Origin of the sequence: Novisyntrophococcus fermenticellae, assembly GCF_018866245.1 — a bacterium.
GTDB lineage: Bacteria > Bacillota > Clostridia > Lachnospirales > Lachnospiraceae > Novisyntrophococcus > Novisyntrophococcus fermenticellae.
Genome location: NZ_CP076458.1, coordinates 206913 through 233715 on the forward strand (window position 1 = coordinate 206913; position 26803 = coordinate 233715).

Below are 26803 nucleotides of genomic sequence, written 5' to 3' on the forward strand. Positions count from 1 at the left end.
TCTCAGAAAAATTTCGTGTTATCGGAAATTTCCCATCTTGTAGTAATACAGTATTTATTTTGGAGGCAAACAGAAGATGAAAATTACAAAAATCAGAATAGGGGAGATTTCTGTACCCCTTAGAACACCGTTTAAGACGGCGCTTCGAACAGTGGACAGTGTGGAAGACATTATTGTCGAAATTCATACGGATACAGGTAATGTCGGATTTGGAGAGGCTCCGCCGACAGGAGCCGTCACCGGTCATACAAGGGGTGCGATTATCGGAGCTTTGAAGGAACATATTACGAAAAGTATTGTCGGCCTGGACATCGGGAACTTTGAAGAAATCATGCTTCGGCTTAACCGGTGTATTATAGGAAATACCAGTGCAAAAGCGGCTGTGGATATAGCCCTGTATGATCTGTATGGCCAGCTGTATCAGGCGCCCCTTTATCAATTGCTGGGCGGGTACAGGAAGGAAATCATTACGGATATCACCATAAGTGTCAATTCTCCGGAAGAGATGGCCGGGGATAGTATCCATGCGGTAAAGAGAGGATTTGAAACTTTAAAAATCAAGGTTGGAAAGGACGCCAGAACGGATCTTGAGCGAATGAAGGCGATAAGAAATGCTGTCGGCTATGATGTAAAACTCAGGATTGATGCCAATCAGGGCTGGAAGCCCAAGGAAGCTGTCCAGGCACTTCGGAAGATGGAAGACGCCGGATTAGATATCGAATTTGTGGAGCAGCCTGTGGAGGCTCATGATATCGAAGGTATGAAGTTTGTGACAGATCATGTATCTATTCCGGTTCTGGCTGATGAGAGTGTATTTTCCCCGCAGGATGCCTTGACCATACTTCAGAGAAGAGCAGCAGATCTTATCAATATAAAACTTATGAAGACGGGAGGGTTGTACAATGCACTTAAAATCTGCTCAATCGCTGAGACATATGGTGTGGAGTGTATGATAGGATGTATGCTGGAGGCAAAGGTGAGTGTCAATGCGGCGGTTCATCTTGCAGCAGCAAAGCGTATCATTACGAAGATTGATCTGGACGGACCGGTGCTTTGCAGTGAGGATCCTGTTGAGGGAGGAGCAGCTTTTGACGAGTACAGAATTACACCCGGAGATGCTCCCGGTCTGGGAATCAGAGGAGTTAATGGAATAAGGTATCTGGATTAAAGAAAGTCAGGAGATGAGGGAAGGAGAAATTCTATGCTATTTAATTTACCACCTATTTTAGGATTACTGCCACTTGTGATTTATATTATCTTGTCATTTAAGGACATCAATCCTGTGTTGAATGTCGGCCTTTGTGTTGTACTGAGTGCAATTCTTACAAAACAGCCGTTTTCCTCTTTTGGAGGAGTTCTGGCGGATTCTTTGGGTTCGTTTCTGGGAATTATCGGGTTTATCATTATGCTGGGTTCCGGGCTTGGTGCGATTCTTCAAAAGACCGGAGTTGCTGAATTCCTGGTTATGTCACTTACGAAGAAGATAGGTGTGGACAGTGAGAAAAAAGCAATTATCACAACCATGATAAGTTCTCTGGTTCTGGTGTCACTTCTGGGAACACTGGCAGGTGCGAATGCAATTATTGCGCCTATTATTATACCGCTGGTTGCTGTCATAGGTCTTACCCCATCGACGGTCGCAGTCGTATTCATGGGCGCGGGACTTACAGGAATGTTTTTAGGCCCCTATACACCTCAGGTTGTAACGATTATGGGAATTACGAATTTGAATTATGTAAATTATCTGATCGGGGTAGGAATTCCCCTTGCAATTGTTGTGCTGGTGATCACCTTTCTTATGGCTAGCAGAATTCAGAAACAGACGAAAGGTGTTTATGCATATGAGGATGTTGAGGAAGCGGACGGTGCATACACTGCAGCCCCCGAGGTAAAGCGTGCATCTATAGCCTTTGGTATCTCTATGCTGGCATTGATAATATATGGAATCACATTACAAAGCGGTTCAACCTATGCTATCCTGGTTATTGTTGTATCTGCAATTATCACCGGATTTGCGGGCGGATTGAAGGCGGATGATCTGGTCGATACATTCGTGAAGGGCTGCTCCCGCATGATGTGGCTGTTTATCATGTTTGTGTTGTTTAACCCATTCATCAATTTTGTTGCCGAAGCCGGAGCTTTTGAAGCCCTCGTTTCGCTGCTGAAACCACTGCTGAAATCACAGAGTAAGGTGATATTCTCACTGGTTGCCACTTTGACTGGAATTTTTGGCGTCGGCGGAGCCGCAACAGCGGATAATATTGTTATGGATAATATGTTTAAATCCATTGTTTCGAGCCTTAATGTTTCCCCCACTTTATGGGGTTTAATACTGCTTGTTTCCGGTCAGATCACATCATTTGCTTATCCCGAAGCCGATATGGTCGGCCAGATGGGTCTTGCAAGATCCAAGGATATGAAAAATCTCGTAAAATATGGAGTAATAGTAACTGCCTGCTCAGTGGTACTCGTTGTGATCCGAGCTTTCTTTGGATAAGGAGTGGGAAAGAATATGTTAGAAGAAAAGATAAAACAATTTATCGATACGAAGGCAGGAAATGTATCGGTGTATGTTAAAAATCTGAAAACAGGTGAAGAAATAAAGATCAATGAAACACTTGTGTTTCCATCGGCCAGTACAATCAAGCTTGCCATCATGTCAGAACTGTTAAACACAGTCAATAAAGGTGAGCGGAAGCTGGAGGATACGGTTGAATTAAAAGCGGAGATGAAAACCGGCGGTGACGGTATTTTAAAGGAACTGGATTATGGACATAGATTTTCATTAAAAGAAGTAATGACACTTATGATTATTGTAAGTGACAATATGGCCACCAATATATTGATTGATTTATTGGGTATGGACAATATCAATCAAACAATAAAGGATCTGGGACTTGAAAATACCAAGCTGCAAAGAAAGATGATGGATTCCCAGGCTGTAAGGGAAGGACGCGAAAACCTTATTACTGCAAAAGACGCAGCGCATATATTGGAGCTTATCTATCATGGCGAATGCGTGAGCAAGGAAGCAAGTGATTTGATGCTTGAGGTGCTGAAGAAGCAACAGGTGAGAGGAAGGCTGGATTTATATCTGCCCGAAGAAGTGGTAATCGCACATAAAACCGGAGATCTGGATAACCTGGAGCATGCTGCCGGAATCATATATCTTCCGGAGGGGGAATATATCATCTGTGTCCTTACAAATGAAGTGGAGACGAATAAAGACGGGCGGGAGATCATAGGCGAGATATCAAGAACAGTTTATGAAGAATATATAAATGAGCAATAAGGAGGGTTACAGGGTTGCCTTTTCGTTTAGAACTGGCGGCCCTATTTTATTTTGCATTAACTTTGAGACAAAAGGTCAATCTATGTGGAAATTCAGTCAATTTTTTTTTGCCTTTTTTCAGGTATAATGATAATCAATTCGTAAGTATGGAGGTAAAATGAATGGCAAAGCTATTTATCAATGCAGAGGCAAAAAAAGGAAAAATCAACAAGGAAATTTATGGACATTTTTCAGAACATCTTGGAAGATGTATCTACGAAGGGCTCTATGTTGGGGAAGATTCAAATATTCCAAATGTAAATGGAATGCGAACGGATGTGATTGAGGCACTTAAAGAGATGAAAATCCCTGTACTTCGCTGGCCGGGGGGCTGTTTTGCAGATGAGTATCACTGGAAGGATGGCATCGGTCCGAAGGAAAACCGCAAAAAGATGATTAACACACACTGGGGTGGAGTTGTAGAGGATAACAGCTTTGGAACCCATGAGTTTATGGAACTCTGCTCACAGCTTGGGTGTGAAACTTATATTAATGGGAACGTAGGAAGCGGAACAGTGCAGGAGATGTCAGAGTGGGTGGAATATATGACCTTTGAAGGAGTCTCCCCCATGGCAAAGCTGCGTGAGGAAAACGGTTCAAAAGAGACGTTTCCTGTGAACTACTTTGGGGTAGGAAATGAAAACTGGGGCTGTGGCGGGAACATGCGTCCGCAGCATTATGCCGATGAATACAGAAGATATCAGACCTATGTAAGAAATTACGGCACGAAAAAGAAAATATACAAGATTGCCTGTGGCCCGAATGTGGATGACTATGAATGGACAAAGCAGGTGATGGAGATAGCCGGAAACTTCATGGATGGATTGTCACTGCACTATTATACACTTCCAAATGACACATGGGAGCATAAAGGAAGTGCAACTGAGTTCAGCGTGAAAGAGTATTATACGACATTGAAAAAAACGTTGAAGATGGAGGAGCTTATTCATCTGCATGGCGCGATTATGGATCAATATGACCCCGAAAAGAAAGTCGGTCTGATTGTTGATGAGTGGGGTACCTGGTATGATGTGGAGCCGGGAACAAATCCGGGATTTTTATATCAGCAAAATACAATGCGGGATGCACTTGTTGCTGCAATGAATCTGAATATCTTCAATGAAAATTGTGATCGTGTGAAGATGGCGAATATTGCTCAGCTTGTAAATGTGCTTCAGTCCGTTATATTGACAGAAGGTGCCAAGATGATTCTTACACCGACTTATCATGTGTTTGAGATGTACAAGCATCATCAGAATGGAACACTTCTTGGCAGCGATCTTGTCTGTGACAGTATTGAAACTGATCTTGGAGAAATACCGACTGTAACAAAATCTGTATCCGTTGACGCAGACCATGTAATGCATATCACGCTGGGAAATACTTCGGCAGATAAACCCGAAGCTGTTGAAGTTACTCTTACAGGGGCTGCATTATCTGATGTCAGGGCGGAGATGATATGTGGGGATATCCATGACATGAATACATTTGAAAAAATTGCTGTTGAGAAAAGGATTCTTGATACAATCAGCAGCACTGAAAATCTCTTGTCAATCGAACTTCCTGCATGCAGTGTTGTCCATATATCTGCCAGGCTTAAGTAAAGATGTGGGAATGCAGGGAGAAGAGCGTCATGGCTGTTTGTAAAAGATGCCTGTTGTACGAACAGGCCGAAAACCCCAAATATAGGAACCTTTTGGACTACATAGACCGCATACCCAAGGCAGAGAAGGTGGCCGATGATGTATACCATGCCAGAAGAGAGGTCTGCAAAAGCTGTGACTATCTTTTAGAGGGGATGTGCAGACTGTGCGGATGCTATGTGGAACTGCGTGCTGCCATGAAGACAAAACCATGCCCTCATGTTCCGGAGAAGTGGTAAAACATATAACTTTAAGAAGAGAAAGAGTGGATTTTTTCCATTCTTTTTCTTTTTAAAGTTATAGCAAATCCTGCAGCATGAAACCAAGCGTCAATTGCAGCCGTACATCGAGGCTTGACATGTTCAGATTAAGAATTTCCGCAGCACGGTTTAACTTATAGTTTATCGTATTTCGATGTACAAATAATTCATCGGCTGTTGCCTTGACGCTTCCGTCATTCTTAAGATAGCACCAGAGAACTTGGGAAAGGTCGGAATTATTCTTCTGGTCATATGTGATAAGCGGCGTGATTGTTTTTTCATAATATTCCTCCATAATATCCCGATTCTCAATTCCAAGCAATAGCTTATAGATACCCATATTAGAGTAAGACAGCAGATTAGGACTGTTCTTTTTATGTTCAAGAAAATTCTGAATAGAACAGGCCTGTTGATAACTTTTATACAGACAGCGGACACTTCTTGTCGATTTTCCAATGCTGATAGACAGATGTTCGGTTTTTTTCAGGTAACGGGACAAATATTCCTGAATGCTAATGGAAAAATTATCCATCAGTGTCTCGGTATAATTTCCGGTAATTGCAATTAACTGGTTCTCGTTATTAAAAATTGCAAATTTCTTGTATCTGCGATGCCGCAGATGATTATCAAGATTCTGTCCAATGGTTTCCAGACGGTCCTGGGAAATAGTGTCTTTATCTGACTGTTTGATACATATAACGCATACATAATAATTCCAGTTTTTACTAAAGCCATGCTGGGAAAGGGGGACCACATAAAGCTCTTCCTGTTTCGGAAAAAATATGGCATTTTTTAAGGCAGAGGCGATTTCCATATTAGCCTGCTCCGATTTGGTAATCGCATAACAAAAGATACGCATAATTTCTGCAATGTGTATTTTCCAGGGGACAGAAAAAACAGGAAAATCATGGGAATCACCAAAAGCAATGACTTTCTGTGGGATCTTTTCCAGAAAAGGCCCGGTATTCAGTACAACACCAGAGGCACCATTCTTATAGATCTGCTCTATCAGCTCCATAATAGAAAGGCTGCTGCTCAACCCAATTCCTGTTGTAAAGGCAATTTCTCCCCCTTCCAAAAAAGTAGAGGCTTCTTTGGTTTCTACCATATGTACCCAGCTTACCATGTTGGATAAGCCCTTTTTACCTGCAATCAGGGTAATATCCATATGTGCAGCTTTTTTCATTAATCTGATTAATTCAATCGCCAAAAACCCAGCTCCTTTCCGGATATATCAACATATAAAGTGAAAAAAGACAAAGAAATCCATAGGACCTCTTTGTCATTATAAATATAGATAATACTTCTTTTTCCTGAAATGTCAAGAAAAATTTGGGCTTTGACACAAATTGGTTTGGGTTGCAATTTATTGTTTTACCATCTGGGATGCTTATAATGTAAAGCAATTCATCTGATTTTAAGCAAAGAGAAGAAGGAAAGAGGGAATGGTTATGAACGGTACAGAGGTAAAGGAAAAACAAAAAAAATATGTATTACAGTCCTGGAGCAGGCAGGGGGGATTAAATCCTATTCCTGTCGAAAGGGCAGAAGGGATTTACTTTTATGATTATGAGGGAAAGCGTTATACGGATATGTCATCACAACTGGTAAATTTAAATCTTGGATTTGGAAATACAGATATTGCGGATGCAATTAAGAAGCAGGTCGACAAATTCTGTTTTGTAGGACCATCTTACGCAGCAGAAGCGAGATCAGAGCTGGCGGAAATGATTGTCAATTTGTTACCGGATACCTTTGGAAAAATATTTTTTACCAACGCCGGGGCAGATGCCAATGAAAATGCAATAAAGATTGCAAGGATGTATACCGGAAGGAAAAAAATATTCAGCCGTTACAGAAGCTATCATGGCTCTTCCTTCGGGGCGGGAAACTTAACCGGTGAGCCAAGACGATTTCCACTGGAGCCAGGAATTCCAGGATTTATTAAGTTTTTTGATCCATACATTTACAGGGAGCCAATTGAATTTGCATCTGAGGAAGAAGCCTCCGGGTTCTACCTGGCAAAGCTGAGGGAACAGATTCTTTACGAAGGTCCGGATTGTATAGCAGCGATTGTAATTGAAACAATTACAGGATCTAATGGTGTGATTATCCCACCCATAGGTTACCTGCCAGGGGTTCGCAAGCTTTGTGATGAGTTTGGAATTATTATGATATGTGATGAAGTTATGGCGGGCTGGGGAAGGACCGGTAAGATGTTTGCCTTTGAGAATTTTGATGTGGTTCCGGATATTGTTACCTTTGCAAAAGGGGTTACCTGTGGATATGTTCAGCTAGGCGGTGTCGCCGTAAGCAGTAAGATTGCTGCATACTTCGATGAACACTTATTATCCTGCGGTCTGACCTACAGCGGGCATCCGCTTGCGTGTGCAGCCGGAGTAGCTTGTGTAAATTATTATCTAAAAGAAGAGATACTTGATCATGTGGAGAAAACAGGGAAAGTACTGGCTGCGAGACTGGATCATATGCAGAAAATCCATCCATGTGTTGGCGATGTTCGGTATATTGGATTATTTTCCTGCGTGGAGCTTGTAAAGGATAAGGAGACGAAAGAAGCTCTTGTTTCCTATGGACGGGACCCGGAAGGCATCATGGGAAAAATTTTAGGAAAACTAAAGGAAGAGGGGTTTATGACCTACACGCATGAAAATATGATTTTTGTCTGCCCGCCGCTTATTATTACGGCAGAGCAGCTGGAGGAAGAAATGGATAAGCTGGAAAAAGTATTAAGCATTGTGGATAAAGAATTTATTTAAGACGAAGGTCTGGAAGGGAGCATATATGGCATATTTTACAGTACCAAAACACATTTTTACTGGTAAAAATGCATTGGATGAGGCCATGCCATACATAGATACTTGCGGGGAAAGGGCGCTGATTGTAACCGGAAAACATGTAGGAAAATCCCCGATGTACGAAAAGCTGGTTAAGCTGATGGAAAAGAAAAAAATTGAATACATAGTATTTGATGGAATCACAGGTGAACCAACGGTCCGGATGATAGATGAGGGTTTACGTACATACAGGGAGGAAAGATGCGATTTTATAATTGGCCTTGGCGGTGGAAGCCCCATTGATTCAGCCAAGGCCATTGCGGCAATGACGGTAAATTCCGGTAATATTACGGACTACATGGGAAAAGAGATTACGGGGGATGTTCCTCCTGTTGCTGCAATTCCCACTACTGCGGGAACAGGATCAGAAGCCACGAGGTTTACGATTATTGCGGACCAGGAGAAAAACATTAAGATGCTGCTGAAAGGAGACTGCCTTGTGCCTCAAATTGCTGTTATTGATCCGGATTTTACAATGGATATGCCAAAATCAGTATCAGCGGCCACCGGCCTGGATGCGTTTACCCATGCGGTGGAAGCATATACCTCTAAAAAAGCAATTCCTATGACAGATACGCTTGCTGTTTCAGCAATAAAAAGGATATTGGAATATCTGCCGAAGGCCTATAGGAACGGTTATGATGGAAAAGCACGGGAGGAGATGTCTATTGCGGCATTGGAAGCAGGAATTTGTATCAATAATTCAAGCGTCACGATTGTACATGGAATGAGCAGGCCTATTGGTACATTGTTCCATGTTCCGCATGGGCTGTCCAATGCCATGCTGCTAAAAGCATGTATCAGCTTTGCAATGGATGGGGCGTATGAACGTTTTGCAGAGCTGGCTAAAGCAGTAGGTGTGGCCGGAGACAAAGAGGAGGATATTGAAGCGGCAAATAAGTTCCTTGACGCAATTGACAGGCTTTGTGTAACTTGTGAGGTGCCTACTCTCGCAGAATATGGTGTGAAAAAGGATGCATTTACGAGAAGTATTGAAAAAATGGCAGAGGATGCAATTACTTCCGGCAGCCCCGGAAACACAAGGAAGGCAGTGACCAGAGAAGACTGTATGAGGATATATAAAACAATATATGCAGATTAGAATGTGCCGGGGCACAAGACGATTTGTGCTGCAAAGCATTGAAAAGGATGACTGTAAAAATTATAATCTCCATATAAAATTTAAGAAAAATATAAAACATAGCAAAGATGCTGGTGATGCATACGTTTGCTATGTTTTTTTGTTACAACGGAGGTAATGCCATGTGTGAAACGGTAAAAAAAGAAGTAGAAATAGAGATAAGGGACCTGGGAGTTACTTTTGAGGATAATTCAAATAAGAACGTGCAGGCATTAACAGGTGTGAATATGAATATCTACAAGGGTGAATTTGTATCCCTTCTGGGTCCTTCCGGATGTGGAAAAACCACTTTGCTTCGTGCTGTTGCGGATTTACAGGAACCAACGGAAGGAACTGTCAGAATAGCAGGTATGACTCCAAGGGAAATCAGATTGCAGCAGAAATTCGGTTTTGTATTTCAGCAGCCGGTGTTGTTCAACTGGCGGACTGTTAAAAAGAATATTGAGCTTCCGTTGGAGATTATGTACTACTCGAAAGAGGATCGATCCGCAAGAGCGGAGGAGATGCTGGAGATGGTAGGCCTTACAAAATTTTCAAGGCATTTTCCAAGGCAACTGAGCGGCGGAATGCAGCAGAGAGTAAATATCGCCAGGGCTTTTGGTATCCGTCCCGAGATTCTGCTGATGGATGAACCATTTTCGGCACTGGATGAATTTACGAAGGAAAAACTGCATGAAGATTTACTGCAGATTTGGCAGCAGACCAACAAGACAATATTATTCGTGACTCATAATATTCAGGAGGCAGTCTTCCTGTCAGACAGAGTCTGCATCTTATCGCCCCATCCCGGAAGATTATCTGCAGTAGTAGATATTGATCTGCCAAGACCAAGAACTCTGGAAATAAAGGAGACTCAGCATTTCAACGAATTAGTGACCAAGGCCCGTAACAGCTTTGAAAGAGGAAGTATTGTATGAAGAAAAAATTAGGCAATCTGTTTGATAAAAAGTGGGCGGCTCCGGTTTTCTGGATGGTGTTACTTATTGCTGCATGGGAAGTGGGAGCCTCTGTTACAGCTATTAACAAAAGAACCCCGGAAAATATCATGCCGCACTTATATCAGATAATGGAAGCGGCATTTTCCTCAAAGCCCGTTGCAAATGGGATGTCAGCAGCCGCAGTTGTTCTTACCAGTGCCGGAGCGACCTTGGGAAGAGCTCTGTGCGGCTTCCTGTTGGGGACAGCGCTCGGATTTTTACTGGCTCTTTTCATGAAATTGTCGGGATTTGTGGAAAAGCTGATGTTTCCGTATCTGATGCTGATTCAGTTAATTCCGGTTCTGGGGCTTGCACCAATCATTCTGGCAATTACAGGAGACATTAACAAGAGCAGAATTGTAATTGCAGCAATTCTAAGCTTTTATCCGGTAGCGACGAATACGCTCGCAGGGTTTAAGTCTGTCAACAAGGATAAATACGATTTAATGTATACCTATGCAGCCCCTAAAAGGGTAATTTATACAAAGGTATTCATTCCTTCTTCCGTCCCGTATTTTTTTACCGGTCTTAAAATTGCAGCTCCTATGGCGGTCACAGCATCTATTCTGGTAGATACCCTGCAGGGTGACGGCGGGCTGGGATGCATGCTCTCCCAATCTCTGAAGCATGCAATGTCTATCTATGTTTTCTGGTTGATTGTGCTTTTCAGTGCATTTATTGGAATATCAAGCGGTTATCTGATGAGCTGGTTTGAGACACTGGTATCGCCGGAAAAACGATGTGTCAAAAAATCGGGCATGAGAAGGGAGAAAAGGAGTTATGGCACAGAAACGAAAAAGAAAAAAATCCTTGTGGCAGAGAGGGAAGGAAAATAAAAAGCTGCAGGCGGCGTTAACAATCCTGTTGCCGGCGTTTTTTGGAATCCTGTTGTTGGCGCTCTGGCAGGGGGAAGTATTACATATGGTGTTCCACACGGACAGTTATACCTTACCGCTGCCCACAAAGATTGGCAGTATCTTAACCGATAATCTGAATAAAATCGGAGAAAACACGATAGCTACCGTCTCAGTTGCGTCGATTGGCCTGGTGCTGGGAAGCCTTCTGGGATATATAACAGCAGTTTTGGCAGCATGCTTTCCTAAGTTGGGAAGGGGAGGCCTGAGCATTATCGGTGCCTTTGCCTCCCTTCCGGTGGTTGCTATGGCTCCGGTAATTAATAACTGGACAAAGGATGTATCTAATGAAGCAAGTGTTCGGAGTATGGTGGCAAAGGTTATCGTGGTAATGCTTATCTCAGCGGCAAATATGAGCTTAAACGCATATCGGGGTCTGACCGAACTAGAGCCTTATGCCAGTGATTTGATGGCGACATATGCAGCGAAAAAGAGCGTTGTTTTAGTAAAGCTGCGGCTGCCGAATTCTGTTCCGTATATATTTGTGGCCTTAAAGGTAGCGGTTCCGGCAAGCATTATGACAGCAATTGTCAGTGAATATTTTGCAGAATATATTACGGGGGTAGGACGGCAGATTCGGGAGAATATTGTGCTGGCGCAGTATGCAACCGCATGGGCCTATATAGCAACCGCATGTCTGCTGGGAATTATTTCATATGTGATTTTAATGATCGTGCAGAGTATTTTGTTAAGGAAATATCACTAATCCTTAACTGATAACTAATATAGAACTAAAAACAGAACGTTTAAAGATAGCAGGAGGTAATTATGAAAAAGAAAACTATGAAGTTGGCAAGTCTGTTTTTTGCGGCAACGGTGGCACTCTCCATGCTTAGCGGTTGTGGAGATTCGTCGGGGAAGGAGGCATCGGAAGAAAATGTTTCAGGCAGTACTTCCGCAGAAAAAGCAGAAGAAAGTGCAGAACAGACCGGTGAGGAACCGGCGATAAGTGATGAGGCAATTATTAAAGCTGCGGCAAAGGCAGGAAAGGTAGGAAACTGGGGGCTTGGCAATGAGTACGAGGTTTTGGCACTGCTGGAGAAATATGGGCTTCCGACGGAATACCTCAGTGAAGACTTTACGATGGATGGATTCGATGATGACTCCATTACCCTTGCATCCGCAATGACCTATAATGAGCTTGGACTTGTACAGAATGATTATGATGGCGGTTATGGTTATGGGGATTCTGTCGGAATCATTGATATGAATGACCAGGGTGTGGCAATGCTGGAGGACAATATTTTTTGCACCAGAAAGTTTACAGAGGAAAATCCGAATACAGTGGCGGCATTCTTATATGCATCCCTGAAGGGGTGGGAATATGCGGTGGCAAACCCCGATGAAGCGGCAGAAATCTGTTACAAATATGGTTCCTCTGTATCGGCAGAGCATCAGGCATATATGGCAAAAGAGGTTGCAAAGCTGGTAACAACAGATATGAGCGGGAATACAGTAAGCGATATCGGTAAAATAGATGATACGGCAATGGAGCAGACTCTGGACATTGCGAAGAAATACGTCACACTGGACGATTCGGATGCAAATACAGCACTTCAGGCAATCACATTAGACGATATTCGTGAAACCTCATTCTTTGAAACAGCAAAAGCATCGGATGGCTCATTTGATGTTGAAAAACCTGAAGTTTCCATTCAGTTAAAGTGGCTGCCACAGGCACAGTTCATGGGCTACTATGTGGCCTTGGATAAAGGCTATTATGAAAAAGCCGGATTGACCGTAAAAATTGTCTCCGGCGGCGGTGACATTGCAGAGACAACGGCCGTAAATAATGGAACCGTAGATTTTGGCGTAACATGGGTGACCAACCTTGCTTCTGCGAATGCCGGTGGTATGGATTTAGTGGAGATAGCTCAGATTTATCAGAAGTCAGGTCTTGTGCTCGTATATAAACCGGAAAATTTCCAGTGAAAAGAGGTGCTGTTATGGATTTATTAATAAAAGGGGGAACTGTTGTAACTGCTTCAGAGAGTTATATTGCAGATGTAGCAGTAAGTAATGGAAAAATTGCCGCAATAGGAAAAGATTTAAATATGCCGGCTGAAAGAGTTGTAAACGCTGCCGGCATGCTGGTCTTGCCCGGAGCGTTGGATGTACACACCCATATGGCAATGCCATTTGGCGGCACAGTATCGGCAGACAGCTATTTATCAGGAACACGGGCAGCCGTATGTGGAGGGGTAACGACTATTTTTGATTATCCGGTACAGCATACAGGGGAGACGATTCTTGGACTGATCAATTCTAAAAAGGACGTTTTAGAAAAGGAGGCCTGTTGTGATTATGCATTTCATTGCTGCATTACAGACTTGAACGAAGGTGCTATATTGGAAGAGATGCAACAGGCAGTGGAAGAAGGAATCACCAGCTTTAAATGTTTCATGGTGTATAAAAAGGAAGGTATGATGGTAGATGATGGTTTACTGGCCACTCTGCTGCTACGGGCAAAGGAACTGGGGGCTATGATTAACGTACATGCGGAAAATCCGGATTTGATTGATCTGCGTACCGCACAATATCTGAAAGATGGAAAGACGTCTGCATGGTATCACTATATGAGCAGGCCGGAATTCGTAGAAGCAGAGGCAGATAAAAGAGTGGTTCACTGGTCTACGCATCTGGATGCACCGGTTTATATCGTACATATGGCGGATAAAGAAGGGCTGGAGGCCTGCATTAAGGCGAAGGAGGAAGGCCATGAGCTCTATGTTGAGACGTGTCCGCAGTATTTGGAATTTACCTGTGATGTATATAAGAGAGAAGATGGAAGGAACTTTGTCTGCTCACCGCCAATGAAGGGGCAGGAAAGTCTGGAGGCATTATGGACCGCATTAAGCGCAGGTTTCATAGATACCGTTGCAACGGATCATTGCCCGTTCCAGAGCTATGAAAAGGATTGGGGGAAGGATGACTTCAGCAAGATTCCTAATGGATGTGCCGGAGTGGAGAATCTCTATCCCTATATGTTGGATGCAGCAAACGCAGGAAAACTTTCTTTTGAAAAGGTTGTGGAGGTCTGCGCTGCCAATCCGGCCAGGATTTTTGGCTGTCAAAATAAAGGAGCAATAGCAATAGGAAAAGATGCAGATATTGTTCTCTACGACAGGGAAAAGGATTTTACTATAAGTGTAAATACGATGCATTCTGATTATGACCATACGATCTGGGAGGGAAAGAAGCTTCATGGATATCCGGTGCAGACGTACCTGCGGGGGCAGTTAGTATATGACAATGGAGATTTTGTAGGAACCCCCGGGACAGGCGCATATGTAAAACGTACCCCCAAAAGTTAAGAGAAAAGGAGGCTGTGACTGTGAGATATGAAGCAATCCGGATAAAAAGTGAGGTAGGAAGATGCCTGTTATGCCATGAAGCACCTTGTACAAAAGCATGTCCGCATGGAATTCGAATAGAACGTGTCATGCGCGCCCTCCGTTTTGAAAATAATTTGGGAGCCACAAGACAGCTTGGAAGTGGTAATATATGTGTAGACTGTGAAGCACCATGTATGGCAGCCTGCAACCGGAAAAATCTGGACAGACCGGTCGAAATCACAAGAATTGTAAAAGATATAAAAAACAGCCATATGAAGATACAGGAAAAGCGGCCGGACTTATCCATAGATTTTTGCGGGGTTCACTGTGAAAATCCATTTTTTCTATCGTCTTCTGTAGTAGGAAGCAATTATGAAATGGTGGCAAAGGCATTTGACATGGGATGGGCAGGCGCAGCATTCAAGACAATTGGTTTATTCCTGCCAGATGAAGCATCTCCGAGATTTGCAGCTATGGAAAAGGAGAGCACTCCTTTTGTAGGTTTTAAGAATATTGAGCAGATTTCTGATCACACGCTAGAGGAAAATCTGGAATATCTGAAACAATTAAAGATCGATTATCCTTCTAAGGTTATTATTGCCTCTATTATGGGACAAAATGAAGAGGAATGGGCAATATTAGCACAAAAAATGGAGGAGGTGGGGGCTGATATTATTGAATGTAATTTTTCCTGCCCGCAGATGGTGGGGGATGGTCTGGGCAGCGATGTCGGAACCAATTTAGAACTGGTGCAAAAATATACAAAAGCTGCCAGGCGGGGGACAACACTTCCGATTCTTGCTAAGATGACCCCGAATATTACAAAAATGGAGGATACTGCAAGAACAGCAATACAGGCTGGAGCGGATGGGATTGCAGCAATTAATACCATAAAAAGTATTATGAATGTGAATCTTAACAGCTTCAAATCGGAGCCGGAGGTCACAGGAAAATCAGCGGTCGGAGGATATTCCGGCAAGGCTGTAAAGCCCATAGCTCTTCGATTTATTCATGATATGAAAAAGCAGGAAGCGTTAGAAAATATACCAATCAGCGGCATGGGGGGATTGAGACATGGCACGATGCGGCGGAGTTTATTGCAATGGGCTGCGAAACGGTTCAGGTTACAACTTCTGTCATGCAATATGGATACAGAATTATAGAAGACATGATAGAAGGATTTTCGGATTATATGGCGCTCAACGGTATTGACTCTGTGTCAGAACTGGTTGGCAGGGCATTGCCGCAGCTGGTTTCTGCGGAGGATCTGGACCGCAGTACGATTGAATATCCCAGATTCCGCCGGGAATTCTGCATTTCCTGCGGAAGATGCTATATATCCTGTTATGACGGCGGGCACCAGGCACTGCGCATAGATGGGAAGACCCGCCAGCCGGTCATGGATGCCTCAAAATGCGTGGGATGTCAGTTATGTAGGCTGGTCTGTCCGGCAGGGGCAATTACAGCGGGAACCAGGGTAAATAAGAAATAACACGAGAAAACAGACAGCTTAGAAAAGGATGGTGTTTTGGCATGTACACATGCAGTATGGAACGAATGACGGATAAGATTAATACATTTTCTCAGTTTGGAGATGCCGGACATGGCGGAATTACAAGGTATTCATTATCAGAGGAAGCGATTCAGGCAAGAAATGAATTCCGCAAAAGGATGGAAGCGATTCATGCAGTCATAGAAATTGATGATTTGGCCAATATGTATGCAACGCTTCCGGGAACGGATCCGGAGGCTAAAAGAATTGTTATGGCATCTCACTGTGACTCTGTAAAAAACGGCGGTAATTATGATGGTATTTTGGGGGTCATGTCTGCTATGGAGGTATTAGAAACTGTAGCAGCAGAGAACATTCCTCACAGGCATCCCCTGACAGCCATGATCTGGACAAATGAAGAGGGTTCCTTGTATCCGCCTGCTATGATGTGCTCTGGTATTGTATGCTATGATTATCTGCCGGAGGAAATCAGAAGCAAGTTTAAATATGAGGATATGATGAATTCCAGAAGTATTCTGGATAATCAGAGTACCTTTGGAGAAGCTCTGGAAAAATCCGGATTTAAAGGGGAGAAAAAATACAGACTCAGTCCTGAAAAATATCTGTATATGTTTGAAACCCACATTGAACAGGGACCGATTCTGGAGGATGCAGGGAATGATATCGGTGTTGTTGACTGTGTGCTTGGAATGTTTAACTACAGGTTAAAATTCTATGGGCAGACGACACATGCAGGGACCTTTCCGATGCCCAAGAGAAAGGATGCATTTCTGGCTGCTTCCCAGGCATTGTGCTATCTCCACGAAGAAATTGACAAGCTGGGATATCCGGAGCTCGTATATACTACGGGGGAAGTGGTTTGCCACCCTTGCGTGCATACCTGCGTGCCGGACTTCTTTGACTTTTCCTTTGATGCAAGACATGAAAAGCCTGAGGTATTGGAAAAGGTTTTAAAAGTAGTAAAGAGCTGCGCAGACAGGACATGGGCAGGATGCACCTGTGAGGTTGTAAAGGCATGGAACAGAGATACGGTATATTGGGATAAGGAACTGGTTGGTTATGTAAAAGAAGCCGCAGAAGAAGCCGGTATATCTCATCAGTATATCCATTCCGGCGCAGGACATGATGCACAGTTTGCAGCATATATGCTTCCAACCACAATGATCTTTGTACAGTCTAAAGATGGATTATCTCACTGTGAACCGGAGTATTCTTCCCCGGAGCATTGCACCGAAGGGGCAACCGTTATGCTGCATGCTGTGCTTAAGGCGGATGCGAAATAAGCTATCTTTTGTGGATTGCCATATATGGCAGGAGGTGATGATATGCAGAATTATATAATTACCATTGCCAGAGGATTTGGCAGTGGCGGCAAAGATATTGGTATGAGACTTTCAAAGGAGTTGGGAATTCCATGCTATGACAGGCAGATACTTACCATGGCATCCGACAAAAGCGGAATAGATGAGGGTGTTTTTGTAGAGACAAATGAGAAACTCAGAGGAACATATATTGCAAATTTTCTTCGGAAAATACCAATAACCGGGGTATTGGATCCACATGAAAAAGACTTTGTATCAGATGTAAATGTGTTTAACATACAGGCCGAATTGATACGGAGTCTTGCGATAACGGAGAGCTGCATTATTATCGGAAAATGCGCCGATGATATTTTAAGGGAGTACAAAAATGTTATTAGTATATATATTGAGGCTCCAAGAGCAGCCTGTGTAAAGTCGATTCAGGAAAAAATGCATGTTTCGGCAGAGCGGGCACATCAGCTGATTCACAAAACAGATAAATATCGTGCAAAGTATTATAACTATTATTCCGGCGGAAAGGACTGGACAAATCCAACGAACTATGACCTGGTTTTGAACAGCGATAGAGTCGGGAGGGAAAATTGCGTGAAGTTAATAAAAGAATATATTAATATCAGGTTTTGTGATAAACGGATGGAGGGTTGACAGTTAGTACACTTGCGAAAATGCCTCACCTGTGATATTCTTTCAATAATCTTTGAAAATACAGGGGGTATACCATGAGTAAAAATTGGAAAAAACAATTTATGACGATATATGCCGGGCAGGCTTTTTCACTGCTGGGCAGTGCTGCCGTGCAGTTTGCAGTTATCTGGTGGCTGACTATACAAACGGAGTCGGCAATCACCCTCACCATAGCATCCGTTGTGTCGTTCATCCCTAACATGGTTATCGGACCATTTGCAGGGGTATGGATTGACCGCCTGAACCGCCGCACAGTCATGATCGCCGCGGATGGTGTGGTGGCATTCTCAAGTGTTATTTTGGGAGCGGCCTTTTTGCTCATCGATGTTCCTCCTGTCTGGTTTATCTATCTTATTTTATTTCTGCGCGGATTGGGCAACACCTTTCATGGTCCCGCCATACAGGCGGCCATCCCTATGCTGGTACCTACCGAGATGCTCGTAAAAGCCGGAGGCTGGGGCAACCTGGTCACCTCTGTTTCCAATATGCTGGGACCTGTGCTGGGTGCGGCATTGATGGGATTCCTTCCCATCGCAGGCATAATGCTGGTGGATATTTTTGGTGCTTTGTTCGCCATTACCTGTCTGCTGTTTGTAGAAATCCCTGATATTTCAAGCCGCAGCGATAAAGTACATCCTCTTTCCGATATGAAAGAGGGATTTAGCACCATGCGCAAAAACAAGCCGCTGATCGCGGCGTTCGGCCCTATGATGCTGATGACTATTCTTTATATGCCGCTTGGTGCACTGTTTCCGCTCTTGGTGCGCACCCACTTCATGGGAAAGGCATGGCATAACAGTATTGTTGAGTTTGTCTTCGCGGGCGGGCTGCTCGTATCCTCACTCGTCATTGGCATTTGGGGCGGCATGAAAAACCGCTTTCTGATGGCGGCGCTTGCCATCGGTCTGCTGGGGGCGGGTTCTTTTGTGAGCGGGGCGCTTCCATCCGGCGGTTACTGGATATTTGTTGTCTGCTGCTTCTTTATGGGTGCATCGGGTACTTTTATGAATGTACCGGTCATGGCCTATGTGCAGGAGAGCACCCCACCAGAGATTATGGGAAAAGTGTTTTCTCTGATGATGTCCGCCATGACGCTTGCGATGCCGATTGGTCTCATTATTGCAGGCCCGGTCAGCGAGATAGTAGGTGTGGACAACTGGTTTTTCTGGTCAGGCGTGGCACTGATGCTCACCGGTATCCTGTTCCGCATATTGACAAGGCCTTATGACAGTGAAACAAGACTGCCGGAAGCCAAAGACAACGAGTAAATATTATTAAAAAGCGAGGAGAACACTTTATGAAATTAAATAATAGTAACCTGGAGATTGCAGTATGGAAGGGGGTCTTGAAAATATAATAATCAACACCTCCTTCCTATATGGAATCGATAAATAGGAGGTAAAACATTGAATTATTTAGAAAAATACGGTATTACAGACCGTTTTAAAAACGAGGCAGCCGCCTACCCGAAGCTATCTCTTGCCCGTGTTGCTGCTCAACATAGAGGGCTTTATAAAATTGTCACTGAAAGCGGTGAACTACAGGCTGAAATTTCCGGCAAGCTTCGCTTTGAAACCAATGAACTTGCAAAATTCCCAACAGTGGGAGATTATGTTATGATTTCCTCAGAGAATTCAGGTAGCAATGCTATCATTCACCATGTGCTGACACGTAAGAGCATCTTTTTAAGAACAGCTGTTGGCGTCAGTGGTCAGGCACAGCCGGTGGCTGCAAATATAGATATTGTCTTTATTTGTATGTCTTTAAACAATAACTTTAATTTAAGCCGTTTAGAGCGATACCTTTCTGTTGCCTGGGATAGCGGTGCAACTCCTGTTATTTTACTGACAAAATCAGATTTGTGCGAGGATTTGGAACGTGTTCTTTTAGAGGTGGAACGGGTGTCTTCATTCACAGAGGTAATTCCCCTTTCGATGTTCGATGATGATCTTGTGACAAAACTTAGCCTCTACCTAAAATCTGGTATGACAGCAGCTTTTATTGGATCGTCAGGTGTGGGAAAATCAACCTTAATCAACAAGCTTCTGGGGGAACAGGAACTTGCTACCAGTGAAGTCGGTAAAGGCGATAAAGGAAGGCACACGACAACCGGTCGGGAGATGTTTCTTTCTCCCTTTGGTGTTGTCTTGATTGATACGCCCGGCATGCGCGAACTTGGGGCCGAAAGTGTTGATTTATCCAAGAGCTTTGAGGATATTGAAACACTTGCAGGCCAATGTAAATTTAATAATTGCACCCACACAAATGAACCCGGCTGTGCAATCCTACAAGCACTAGACGATGGGAGCCTTGACCAGAGACGCTTCAGCAGCTACTTGAAGCTAAGAATTGAAGCAGGCTATGATGGCTTAAGTGCTAAGGAAATTGAAAATAAAAAGCTGGAGCGTATGCTGAAAGATGTGGGTGGTATGAAAAACTTTCGTAAATATGTAAAAGAGAAACGTAAGCAAAGATAATCTGAGAAATTTAAACAAAACATGGGGCTGCGCACAGTAATTCGTGCGTGGCCCTTGTCAAGAAATAAAACCAATGAAGTAATTAGGGGATTTTTTTGAAACATGACATACAGTTGTCGTGTTTATGTGCTATCCTAATCAGGAGAAAGATGATCCAAATAAATATATTGAAATTGAAGGGGCATCCGCATGGAAAATGTAAAAGCTAAAACTATTCTAACCAGAGCTAAAAATCCGGGTGTATGGTTTGGGATGGATTACAATATGAATCTATATAAAGGCTGTTGTCATGAATGTATTTATTGTGATAGCCGTTCAGAATGTTATGGTATTGAGAATTTCGATCAAGTTAAGGCTAAGCAGGATGCACTTCGAATTTTGCGTGATGAGCTGCGGTGCAGAACGAAACGCGGTGTAGTGGCAACGGGTGCTATGAGTGATCCCTATAATCCGTTTGAAGAGAAAGAACACTTAACACGCCATAGCTTGGAACTATTAGATGCATTTGGTTTTGGGGCAGCAATTGCGACTAAGAGTACGCTGCTGCTTCGAGATATTGATATTTTGACTGAAATAAAAAGACATTCACCGGTACTTGCTAAAATAACCATAACTACCTGTGATGATGAATTGGCGAAAAAAATTGAGCCAGGAGTGCCATCGTCATCCAAACGGTTTGAAATGCTAACTATTGACTGTATAGAGGGAATAGGAATGGGGGAATCCTCAGAGATGTCCTTACCTCTATACCAAAAAAGAATAAGTCTGTAAGCGGTGTATTTCTTGATTACAAACTTATTATACGAGGAAATAGAAAATGGTAAAAATACTCTTTGTCTGCCACGGCAACATCTGCCGTTCCCCTATGGCCGAGTTTGTCTTAAAGGATTTGGTAAGAAAGACCGGGGCGGAAAATTCTTTTTATATTGCATCTGCAGCCACAAGTACCGAGGAAATAGGCAATCCCGTTCATCCGGGAACAAGAAGGATACTGGCTTCTCTGGGAATCTCCACAGAAGGGAAGTATGCAGTCCAGATTAAAAAATCAGATTATGAGAATTATGATTATTTAATTGGAATGGACGACTGGAATATCAGAAATATGAAAAAGATTACGGGAGGGGATCCGGAACACAAAATCAAAAAATTGTTAGAATTTGCAGGGCGGGAGAGTGATATTGCGGATCCGTGGTACACCGGTGACTTTGAAAGCACCTATCGGGATGTTCTGGAGGGCTGTAAGGCCTTGCTTTCTATATAATCACACAGCTTGCTTCAACACAATAAAAATGTTAAAATAGACATCAAAATATTGGGGCAGAGGAGAAGAATAAATATGGGTAAGTATGTTATGGCACTGGATGCGGGGACAACCAGTAACCGCTGCATATTATTTAATGAAAAGGGAGAGGTTTGTTCAAAAGCCCAAAAGGAGTTTACACAGTATTTTCCAAAGCCGGGCTGGGTAGAGCATGATGCCAATGAAATCTGGTCTACACAGTTGGGCGTGGCTGTGGAAGCCATGTTGAAAATCGGTGCGTCTGCAGAGGACATTTCGGCTATAGGAATTACAAACCAGAGAGAGACAACGATTGTCTGGGACCGGGAAAGCGGGGACCCTGTCTGCCCCGCAATTGTCTGGCAATGCAGGAGAACCTCCGAATACTGTGATACTTTAATAGAACGGGGACTGACGGAAAAATTCAGGGAAAAGACAGGCCTGATCATCGATGCTTATTTTTCCGGTACAAAACTAAAGTGGATTTTGGATCATGTCGAAGGTGCCAGGGAAAAAGCTGAAGAGGGAGAACTCTTATTTGGCACGGTGGAGACCTGGCTGATATGGAAACTCACAAAAGGCAGGGTACATGTGACGGATTATTCTAATGCTTCCAGAACCATGCTGTTTAATATTCAGGAACTGGAGTGGGATAAGGAGATACTGGAAGAATTTGATATTCCGGCTTGCATGCTGCCTGAGGTTAAGCCATCCAGCTGCGTTTATGGAACGTGTGACTCTTCTTATTTCGGAGGAGAGATTCTCATAGGGGGTGCAGCCGGTGATCAGCAGGCAGCTCTTTTCGGTCAGACTTGTTTTTCGCCGGGTGAGGCAAAGAATACTTATGGCACAGGATGCTTTTTGCTGATGAATACAGGGGAAAAACCGGTGTTTTCCAAGAACGGACTGGTTACTACCATTGCCTGGGGGTTGGATGGAACAATTAACTATGCTCTGGAGGGGTCTATATTTGTCGCCGGTGCCGCCGTTCAGTGGCTCAGAGATGAGATGAAGCTGGTGGAGTCTGCAGAAGATTCAGAATATATGGCACGGAAGGTAGAGGATACCAACGGGTGCTACGTGGTTCCCGCATTTACAGGTCTGGGTGCTCCTTATTGGGATCAGTATGCGCGGGGAACGATTGTTGGAATTACGAGAGGGGTGAATAAGTATCATATCATCAGAGCAACGCTGGAATCGGTTGCCTATCAGGTCAATGACGTGCTGGAGTCCATGAAGGCAGATTCAGGAATCGAACTTGCGGGTCTGAAGGTAGATGGGGGCGCCAGTGCCAATAACTTTCTGATGCAGGCGCAGGCGGATTTAATTGATGCTCCGGTATTAAGACCCCTCTGCGTGGAAAGTACAGCCATGGGAGCGGCCTATCTGGCCGGCCTTGCGGTGGGATATTGGGCAGGCAAGGAAGAGGTCCTCCAAAACTGGGCAATTGAGCGGACCTTTGCTCCCCGGATTGGTCAGGAGGCAAGGGAGAAAAAGATCAGAGGCTGGAAACGGGCTGTAAAGTATGCATATGGTTGGGCAAAGGAGGATTGAGAAGTACTAATCAAACCCCAGTGGTTCATATGCTTTTTTGATAGACTTGGCTACCTGAACCGAGTCGCCGCTGTGTACAGAAGCATCATATGCACCCTGGGTTTCGCCAAAGGTCATGATGCTTTCCAGGTTTAACATATGCTGCAGATAATGATTCATATTCTCTTTTCTGGCATTTTTGCACAGAATATGGAAGATAGATTGGTTCTTATACTTAGATTCTTTTAATATAAATCGGCAGTTCTGATCCAGACCCTCGCGCGTCAGGAGATCTCTTAATTCTTCCAGGCGCGCACGCTGGTCCAGGAGGGTGAAATAAACCACATCCTGCTGTTTGGGGCGGACTCCATGGATATAATTACGAAATGGTGATTTTCGCAGACTTTCATAATAGTCTTTTTGTTCTTCCGTCTTAAAGTCCTGGTAGTAAATCAACAGGACATCATCAATGATTACATTTTCAAAGTAATGATACCCCTCTTTTTTTAAAACTTCTTCGATTTTTAATACAGTCTGATGGCTCATGATATATTTTAACAAATACCGGTTTTCTTTTATATCATAGAGCATTGCTCCATCCATGGCGATAACCGGAAGGTTCAGATGAAGATTCGCTGCCTCGTCCATGATGGCGGCGGGAGTCCGGCTGGTAGATATAGTGAAATTAGCTCCCGCATCAATCAGGCGATTCAGTTCTCTTTTTGTGTAAGGATTCATCTGCCCATTCTGGGACAGGCGCTCAAGCGCAGAGATGAAGAGGATATTCTGCTGCTTTTTACGGGGCAGATGAAGCCAGTTGATGCAGTAGGCCAGAAGAATTCCGGACATTGTATCGGTAAAGCGGTATAATACGAATAGAAGAGACCCTCCCGTCTCATCCCGGGAAACAATCGTAGCACTTAAGAAGACCACGCAGGAAATATAAGAAGCCGAACCTTTATGAAACAATACGGTCACATAGATGACACATACCACAAACAAGGCAGTCAGGATGAGCTGAGGCCAGGTACCGGGGACAATCAGGTGATAATGAACCTCAAGTATGGTGAACACCAGTGCAAATATGGCTCCGACAGTGGTTCCGAACGCCCGGTTTAAGGCTGTCTGTTTACTGCCTGATAGATCTGACTGCATGCAGAGAATCGTGGCAATTACGGCATAGAAAGGACTCCGGTCAATTCCTGCAATTTTAAAGAATGCAAGCAGAATAAAAACCGAAGCCGCTGTCTTTATGATCCGCAGACCAATCTGGGGCATGGATTTAAAACTGTTGCTGCATCTTTTTATTACTTTTTGAAATACATTTGCATTGTTCAAGAATTGCCGCCTCCTTTCCGGCCGTTACGGTATTGTGTGGGGGAACACTGCATCTGTTCCCGGAATACTCTTGAAAAGTAGCCGGAGCTGGAAAAGCCGGTCTGGTCTGCGATTTCTGAAATGGATAATTTATTTTCAGACAGCAAGGGAAGGCTCTTTTCTATCCGGTAGTACATCAGGTAGTCAAACAGGGATTCATTCATATGTTTCTTGAAAAACCGGCAGCATTCACTTTTGCATATATTTATCTCGGCGGAAATATCTTCAAGTGTGATTTTTTCACTATAGTGCTCCTGAATGTAGCCGAGAATATTCCGAAGCCGTTCAATATCCCGGCCGGAGCTTACAGTTTGACATTCCTTTGACAGATCTGCAGAGGTGTGGCTGTAAATAGACAGCCAGATAGATGTCAAATGATACTGTACCTGCAGCTCAAAAGAAGGCGGATGCTCCAAATAAAGCTGGTAAATCTGATGCATGGCATCCAGAACGGGCATATGCCAGGGAATATCTCTGGAAAAGGCAATGGAGCCTGGAGATGCATCCGCAATTAAGGGGTTAACAAAGTCCTTCTGAAGCGTACTCCCTTCAAAACCGTAAATCATGCGAGGGTGAAAGGTGGTGGAGATGTAATAGCAGTCCGCTCCGTCTATCATGTGTCCGGTATGGAGGGCATTTGAATTGCAGAACAGGCCGTCACCCTTTTGAAGATGGTATATCTGATTATTTACCTGATAGCTGATGCGGCCTTCTAAAACAAGAGTAAGTTCTATTTCCGGATGCCAGTGCCAGGTAAAGGAGCCCCGTTCATAACGGGACAGGACTTCCTGGCTGATAAAGACAGGAAACTCAAAACGTCCATGGGATTTAAGTTCTTTTTGCTTTTCATTCGTTGCCAGCTGCATGACTTCTCCTTTCCCTCATATTGAATTCTCAATATAGTATATAAAGTTGCTAAGATATTTATAGAAATAAAATAATAATCTCATTATAATGAAATTATTCAAAGAATGCAAGGAGGAAGTGATTATGAAGCCGGAAGAGCTTAAGATGTGTTTTGAAGAGAAGTTTGGAGCCGGAGGGGATATACGGGGATATTTTGCACCGGGACGTGTGAATCTCATAGGTGAGCATACGGATTATAATGGTGGGCATGTATTTCCCTGTGCATTGACTATTGGAACTTATTTGTATGCGAGGAAGAGAGAGGACAGGAAACTTAGATTCTATTCTGCAAATTTTGAGCATATAGGGCTGGTGGAATCCTCACTGGATGAATTGAAACCGCAAGGGGGAGATAACTGGACGCAATATCCCAAAGGAGTAGTCTGGACCTTTGGACAAAAGGGATTTGAAATCAGCCAGGGATTTGATATGGTTGTGTATGGAAATATTCCAAATGCCTCAGGACTTTCTTCCTCAGCATCTCTGGAAGTGGTCACAGGAGTCATGCTAAGAGACTTATTTGGATTTGAGCATCTCAGTAACATCGATTTGGCTCTGTTTGGACAGTACTCGGAAAACCACTATAATGGAGTCAACTGCGGAATTATGGATCAATTCTCTATTGCCATGGGAAAGAAGGATCATGCGATATTTTTGGATACCAGCAATCTGAATTATCAGTATGCGCCTGTACTGTTGGAGAATGCAAGAATCGTTATCGCCTGCTCCAATAAGAAAAGGGGTCTGGGAGACTCCAAGTATAATGAGCGCAGAGAAGAGTGCGAGACTGCCTTGAAAGAGATTCAGAAAGTAAGGGATATCGAAAGCCTTGGGGCATTATCAATAGAAGAATTTGAAGGTGTAAAGGATAGCATAAAAGATCCGGTGCACCAAAGACGCGCAAAGCATGCGGTATATGAAAACCAGAGAACCATCCAGGCAGTGGAGGCACTTCAGAAGGGTGAAATTGAAAAGTTCGGGAAACTGATGAATGCATCCCATGTGTCTTTGAGAGATGATTATGAGGTGACAGGAATTGAACTGGATACCCTGGTGGAAGAGGCCTGGAAGTGTCATGGCGTCATTGGTTCGCGCATGACAGGGGCAGGATTTGGAGGCTGCACAGTCAGCATCGTCCAAAACGAGGCAATTGATCCGTTTATAGAAGCGGTAGGAAATGCATATCAAAAGAAAATTGGTTATGCAGCCGATTTCTATGTGGTAGATATCGGCGATGGAGCAGGCACACGGTAACA

24 protein-coding genes and 1 pseudogene are annotated in these 26803 nt (G+C 43.7%); 22 read left to right on the forward strand and 3 right to left on the reverse strand.

All coding sequences use genetic code 11. From position 1 onward, the window contains the following. Positions 1 to 76: 76 nt before the first annotated feature. The 5 genes from KNL20_RS00935 to KNL20_RS00955 all read left to right on the forward strand — a co-directional run bounded on the left by KNL20_RS00935 (position 77) and on the right by KNL20_RS00955 (position 5213). The gene (locus KNL20_RS00935; protein WP_230398829.1) at positions 77 to 1168 is read left to right on the forward strand and encodes a dipeptide epimerase; all 1092 of its coding nucleotides are present in this window, start codon (positions 77 to 79) and stop codon (positions 1166 to 1168) included. 33 nt (positions 1169 to 1201) lie between these two features. Then, the gene (locus KNL20_RS00940; RefSeq protein ID WP_230398830.1) at positions 1202 to 2497 is read left to right on the forward strand and encodes a Na+/H+ antiporter NhaC family protein; all 1296 of its coding nucleotides are present in this window, start codon (positions 1202 to 1204) and stop codon (positions 2495 to 2497) included. A 15-nt stretch (positions 2498 to 2512) separates the two neighbouring features. Then, positions 2513 to 3292, forward strand: coding sequence for a serine hydrolase (locus KNL20_RS00945; protein WP_230398831.1), 780 nt, complete (start codon positions 2513 to 2515; stop codon positions 3290 to 3292). Between the two features lie 161 nt (positions 3293 to 3453). Continuing rightward, on the forward strand, positions 3454 to 4935 hold the full coding sequence (locus KNL20_RS00950) for an alpha-N-arabinofuranosidase (RefSeq protein ID WP_230398832.1): 1482 nt from the start codon (positions 3454 to 3456) through the stop codon (positions 4933 to 4935). A 29-nt stretch (positions 4936 to 4964) separates the two neighbouring features. Beyond that, positions 4965 to 5213: a DUF6171 family protein gene (locus tag KNL20_RS00955; protein WP_230398833.1), complete on the forward strand. Its 249-nt coding sequence runs from the start codon at positions 4965 to 4967 to the stop codon at positions 5211 to 5213. Positions 5214 to 5271: 58 nt separating this feature from the next. Here the strand turns inward: KNL20_RS00955 and KNL20_RS00960 are convergent, their stop codons facing one another. Continuing rightward, complete coding sequence (locus tag KNL20_RS00960) at positions 5272 to 6444, reverse strand: PucR family transcriptional regulator (RefSeq protein WP_230398834.1); 1173 nt, start codon at positions 6442 to 6444, stop codon at positions 5272 to 5274. A 241-nt stretch (positions 6445 to 6685) separates the two neighbouring features. Between KNL20_RS00960 and KNL20_RS00965 the strand changes: the two genes are divergently transcribed. The 16 genes and pseudogenes from KNL20_RS00965 (at position 6686) to glpK (ending at position 23285) form a co-directional block, all read left to right on the forward strand. Beyond that, on the forward strand, positions 6686 to 8011 hold the full coding sequence (locus KNL20_RS00965; RefSeq protein WP_230398835.1) for an aminotransferase class III-fold pyridoxal phosphate-dependent enzyme: 1326 nt from the start codon (positions 6686 to 6688) through the stop codon (positions 8009 to 8011). 25 nt (positions 8012 to 8036) lie between these two features. Next, positions 8037 to 9191 carry an iron-containing alcohol dehydrogenase gene (locus KNL20_RS00970; RefSeq protein WP_230398836.1) on the forward strand — a complete coding sequence of 385 codons (1155 nt, stop codon included), beginning with the start codon at positions 8037 to 8039 and terminating at the stop codon, positions 9189 to 9191. A 161-nt stretch (positions 9192 to 9352) separates the two neighbouring features. Next, a complete protein-coding gene (locus tag KNL20_RS00975) occupies positions 9353 to 10147 on the forward strand; it encodes an ABC transporter ATP-binding protein (RefSeq protein ID WP_230398837.1) in 795 nt (264 codons plus the stop codon). Next, positions 10144 to 11043 (forward strand): ABC transporter permease, encoded by a 900-nt coding sequence (locus KNL20_RS00980; RefSeq protein ID WP_230398838.1) that lies wholly within the window; start codon positions 10144 to 10146, stop codon positions 11041 to 11043. The genes KNL20_RS00975 and KNL20_RS00980 overlap by 4 nt, the downstream gene beginning before the upstream one ends. Next, positions 10988 to 11827, forward strand: a complete 840-nt coding sequence (locus tag KNL20_RS00985; RefSeq protein WP_230398839.1) for an ABC transporter permease — start codon at positions 10988 to 10990, stop codon at positions 11825 to 11827. The genes KNL20_RS00980 and KNL20_RS00985 overlap by 56 nt, the downstream gene beginning before the upstream one ends. Positions 11828 to 11889: 62 nt before the next feature. Then, positions 11890 to 13053, forward strand: coding sequence for an ABC transporter substrate-binding protein (locus KNL20_RS00990; RefSeq protein ID WP_230398840.1), 1164 nt, complete (start codon positions 11890 to 11892; stop codon positions 13051 to 13053). A gap of 14 nt (positions 13054 to 13067) precedes the next feature. Continuing rightward, a complete protein-coding gene (gene hydA, locus KNL20_RS00995; protein ID WP_230398841.1) occupies positions 13068 to 14435 on the forward strand; it encodes a dihydropyrimidinase in 1368 nt (455 codons plus the stop codon). A gap of 20 nt (positions 14436 to 14455) precedes the next feature. Then, positions 14456 to 15619 carry an NAD-dependent dihydropyrimidine dehydrogenase subunit PreA gene (gene preA / locus KNL20_RS01000; protein WP_331468250.1) on the forward strand — a complete coding sequence of 388 codons (1164 nt, stop codon included), beginning with the start codon at positions 14456 to 14458 and terminating at the stop codon, positions 15617 to 15619. Then, positions 15559 to 15948, forward strand: a complete 390-nt coding sequence (locus KNL20_RS16030) for a 4Fe-4S dicluster-binding protein (protein WP_331468251.1) — start codon at positions 15559 to 15561, stop codon at positions 15946 to 15948. The genes preA and KNL20_RS16030 overlap by 61 nt, the downstream gene beginning before the upstream one ends. Before the next feature lie 41 nt (positions 15949 to 15989). Next, positions 15990 to 17252 carry a Zn-dependent hydrolase gene (locus KNL20_RS01005; protein WP_230398842.1) on the forward strand — a complete coding sequence of 421 codons (1263 nt, stop codon included), beginning with the start codon at positions 15990 to 15992 and terminating at the stop codon, positions 17250 to 17252. Between the two features lie 42 nt (positions 17253 to 17294). Next, complete coding sequence (locus KNL20_RS01010) at positions 17295 to 17936, forward strand: cytidylate kinase-like family protein (RefSeq protein WP_230398843.1); 642 nt, start codon at positions 17295 to 17297, stop codon at positions 17934 to 17936. 74 nt (positions 17937 to 18010) lie between these two features. After that, positions 18011 to 19243, forward strand: coding sequence for an MFS transporter (locus KNL20_RS01015; RefSeq protein WP_230398844.1), 1233 nt, complete (start codon positions 18011 to 18013; stop codon positions 19241 to 19243). Between the two features lie 138 nt (positions 19244 to 19381). Further along, on the forward strand, positions 19382 to 20452 hold the full coding sequence (rsgA, locus tag KNL20_RS01020; protein WP_230398845.1) for a ribosome small subunit-dependent GTPase A: 1071 nt from the start codon (positions 19382 to 19384) through the stop codon (positions 20450 to 20452). 189 nt (positions 20453 to 20641) lie between these two features. After that, positions 20642 to 21139: pseudogene (locus KNL20_RS01025) on the forward strand (radical SAM protein); the annotation flags it as partial. Between the two features lie 130 nt (positions 21140 to 21269). Beyond that, a complete protein-coding gene (locus KNL20_RS01030; RefSeq protein WP_230398846.1) occupies positions 21270 to 21713 on the forward strand; it encodes a low molecular weight protein-tyrosine-phosphatase in 444 nt (147 codons plus the stop codon). Between the two features lie 75 nt (positions 21714 to 21788). Continuing rightward, positions 21789 to 23285, forward strand: coding sequence for a glycerol kinase GlpK (glpK, locus tag KNL20_RS01035; RefSeq protein ID WP_230398847.1), 1497 nt, complete (start codon positions 21789 to 21791; stop codon positions 23283 to 23285). A 6-nt stretch (positions 23286 to 23291) separates the two neighbouring features. Here glpK and KNL20_RS01040 read toward each other — a convergent pair whose 3' ends face one another. Beyond that, positions 23292 to 24602, reverse strand: a complete 1311-nt coding sequence (locus KNL20_RS01040) for an HAD hydrolase family protein (RefSeq protein ID WP_230398848.1) — start codon at positions 24600 to 24602, stop codon at positions 23292 to 23294. Further along, the gene (locus KNL20_RS01045; protein ID WP_230398849.1) at positions 24599 to 25507 is read right to left on the reverse strand and encodes an AraC family transcriptional regulator; all 909 of its coding nucleotides are present in this window, start codon (positions 25505 to 25507) and stop codon (positions 24599 to 24601) included. The genes KNL20_RS01040 and KNL20_RS01045 overlap by 4 nt, the downstream gene beginning before the upstream one ends. Positions 25508 to 25631: 124 nt before the next feature. Between KNL20_RS01045 and KNL20_RS01050 the strand changes: the two genes are divergently transcribed. Further along, entirely contained in the window at positions 25632 to 26801 is a 1170-nt protein-coding gene (locus tag KNL20_RS01050; protein WP_230398850.1) for a galactokinase, read from the forward strand. Positions 26802 to 26803 lie beyond the last annotated feature (2 nt).

Excerpts from the sequence above, each read along its gene's own strand:
- glpK (WP_230398847.1), top strand. The coding sequence starts at position 21,789 with ATGGGTAAGTATGTTATGGCACTGGATGCGGGGACAACCAGTAACCGC.
- KNL20_RS00970 (WP_230398836.1), top strand. The coding sequence starts at position 8,037 with ATGGCATATTTTACAGTACCAAAACACATTTTTACTGGTAAAAATGCA.
- KNL20_RS00935 (WP_230398829.1), top strand. The coding sequence starts at position 77 with ATGAAAATTACAAAAATCAGAATAGGGGAGATTTCTGTACCCCTTAGA.
- KNL20_RS00985 (WP_230398839.1), top strand. The coding sequence starts at position 10,988 with ATGGCACAGAAACGAAAAAGAAAAAAATCCTTGTGGCAGAGAGGGAAG.
- hydA (WP_230398841.1), top strand. The coding sequence starts at position 13,068 with ATGGATTTATTAATAAAAGGGGGAACTGTTGTAACTGCTTCAGAGAGT.
- KNL20_RS01010 (WP_230398843.1), top strand. The coding sequence starts at position 17,295 with ATGCAGAATTATATAATTACCATTGCCAGAGGATTTGGCAGTGGCGGC.
- KNL20_RS01005 (WP_230398842.1), top strand. The coding sequence starts at position 15,990 with ATGTACACATGCAGTATGGAACGAATGACGGATAAGATTAATACATTT.
- KNL20_RS00950 (WP_230398832.1), top strand. The coding sequence starts at position 3,454 with ATGGCAAAGCTATTTATCAATGCAGAGGCAAAAAAAGGAAAAATCAAC.
- KNL20_RS01045 (WP_230398849.1), bottom strand. The coding sequence starts at position 25,507 with ATGCAGCTGGCAACGAATGAAAAGCAAAAAGAACTTAAATCCCATGGA.
- KNL20_RS00940 (WP_230398830.1), top strand. The coding sequence starts at position 1,202 with ATGCTATTTAATTTACCACCTATTTTAGGATTACTGCCACTTGTGATT.
- KNL20_RS01015 (WP_230398844.1), top strand. The coding sequence starts at position 18,011 with ATGAGTAAAAATTGGAAAAAACAATTTATGACGATATATGCCGGGCAG.
- KNL20_RS01030 (WP_230398846.1), top strand. The coding sequence starts at position 21,270 with ATGGTAAAAATACTCTTTGTCTGCCACGGCAACATCTGCCGTTCCCCT.
- KNL20_RS16030 (WP_331468251.1), top strand. The coding sequence starts at position 15,559 with ATGGGCTGCGAAACGGTTCAGGTTACAACTTCTGTCATGCAATATGGA.
- KNL20_RS00945 (WP_230398831.1), top strand. The coding sequence starts at position 2,513 with ATGTTAGAAGAAAAGATAAAACAATTTATCGATACGAAGGCAGGAAAT.
- KNL20_RS00955 (WP_230398833.1), top strand. The coding sequence starts at position 4,965 with ATGGCTGTTTGTAAAAGATGCCTGTTGTACGAACAGGCCGAAAACCCC.
- KNL20_RS00980 (WP_230398838.1), top strand. The coding sequence starts at position 10,144 with ATGAAGAAAAAATTAGGCAATCTGTTTGATAAAAAGTGGGCGGCTCCG.
- KNL20_RS00975 (WP_230398837.1), top strand. The coding sequence starts at position 9,353 with ATGTGTGAAACGGTAAAAAAAGAAGTAGAAATAGAGATAAGGGACCTG.
- KNL20_RS00965 (WP_230398835.1), top strand. The coding sequence starts at position 6,686 with ATGAACGGTACAGAGGTAAAGGAAAAACAAAAAAAATATGTATTACAG.
- KNL20_RS00990 (WP_230398840.1), top strand. The coding sequence starts at position 11,890 with ATGAAAAAGAAAACTATGAAGTTGGCAAGTCTGTTTTTTGCGGCAACG.
- KNL20_RS01050 (WP_230398850.1), top strand. The coding sequence starts at position 25,632 with ATGAAGCCGGAAGAGCTTAAGATGTGTTTTGAAGAGAAGTTTGGAGCC.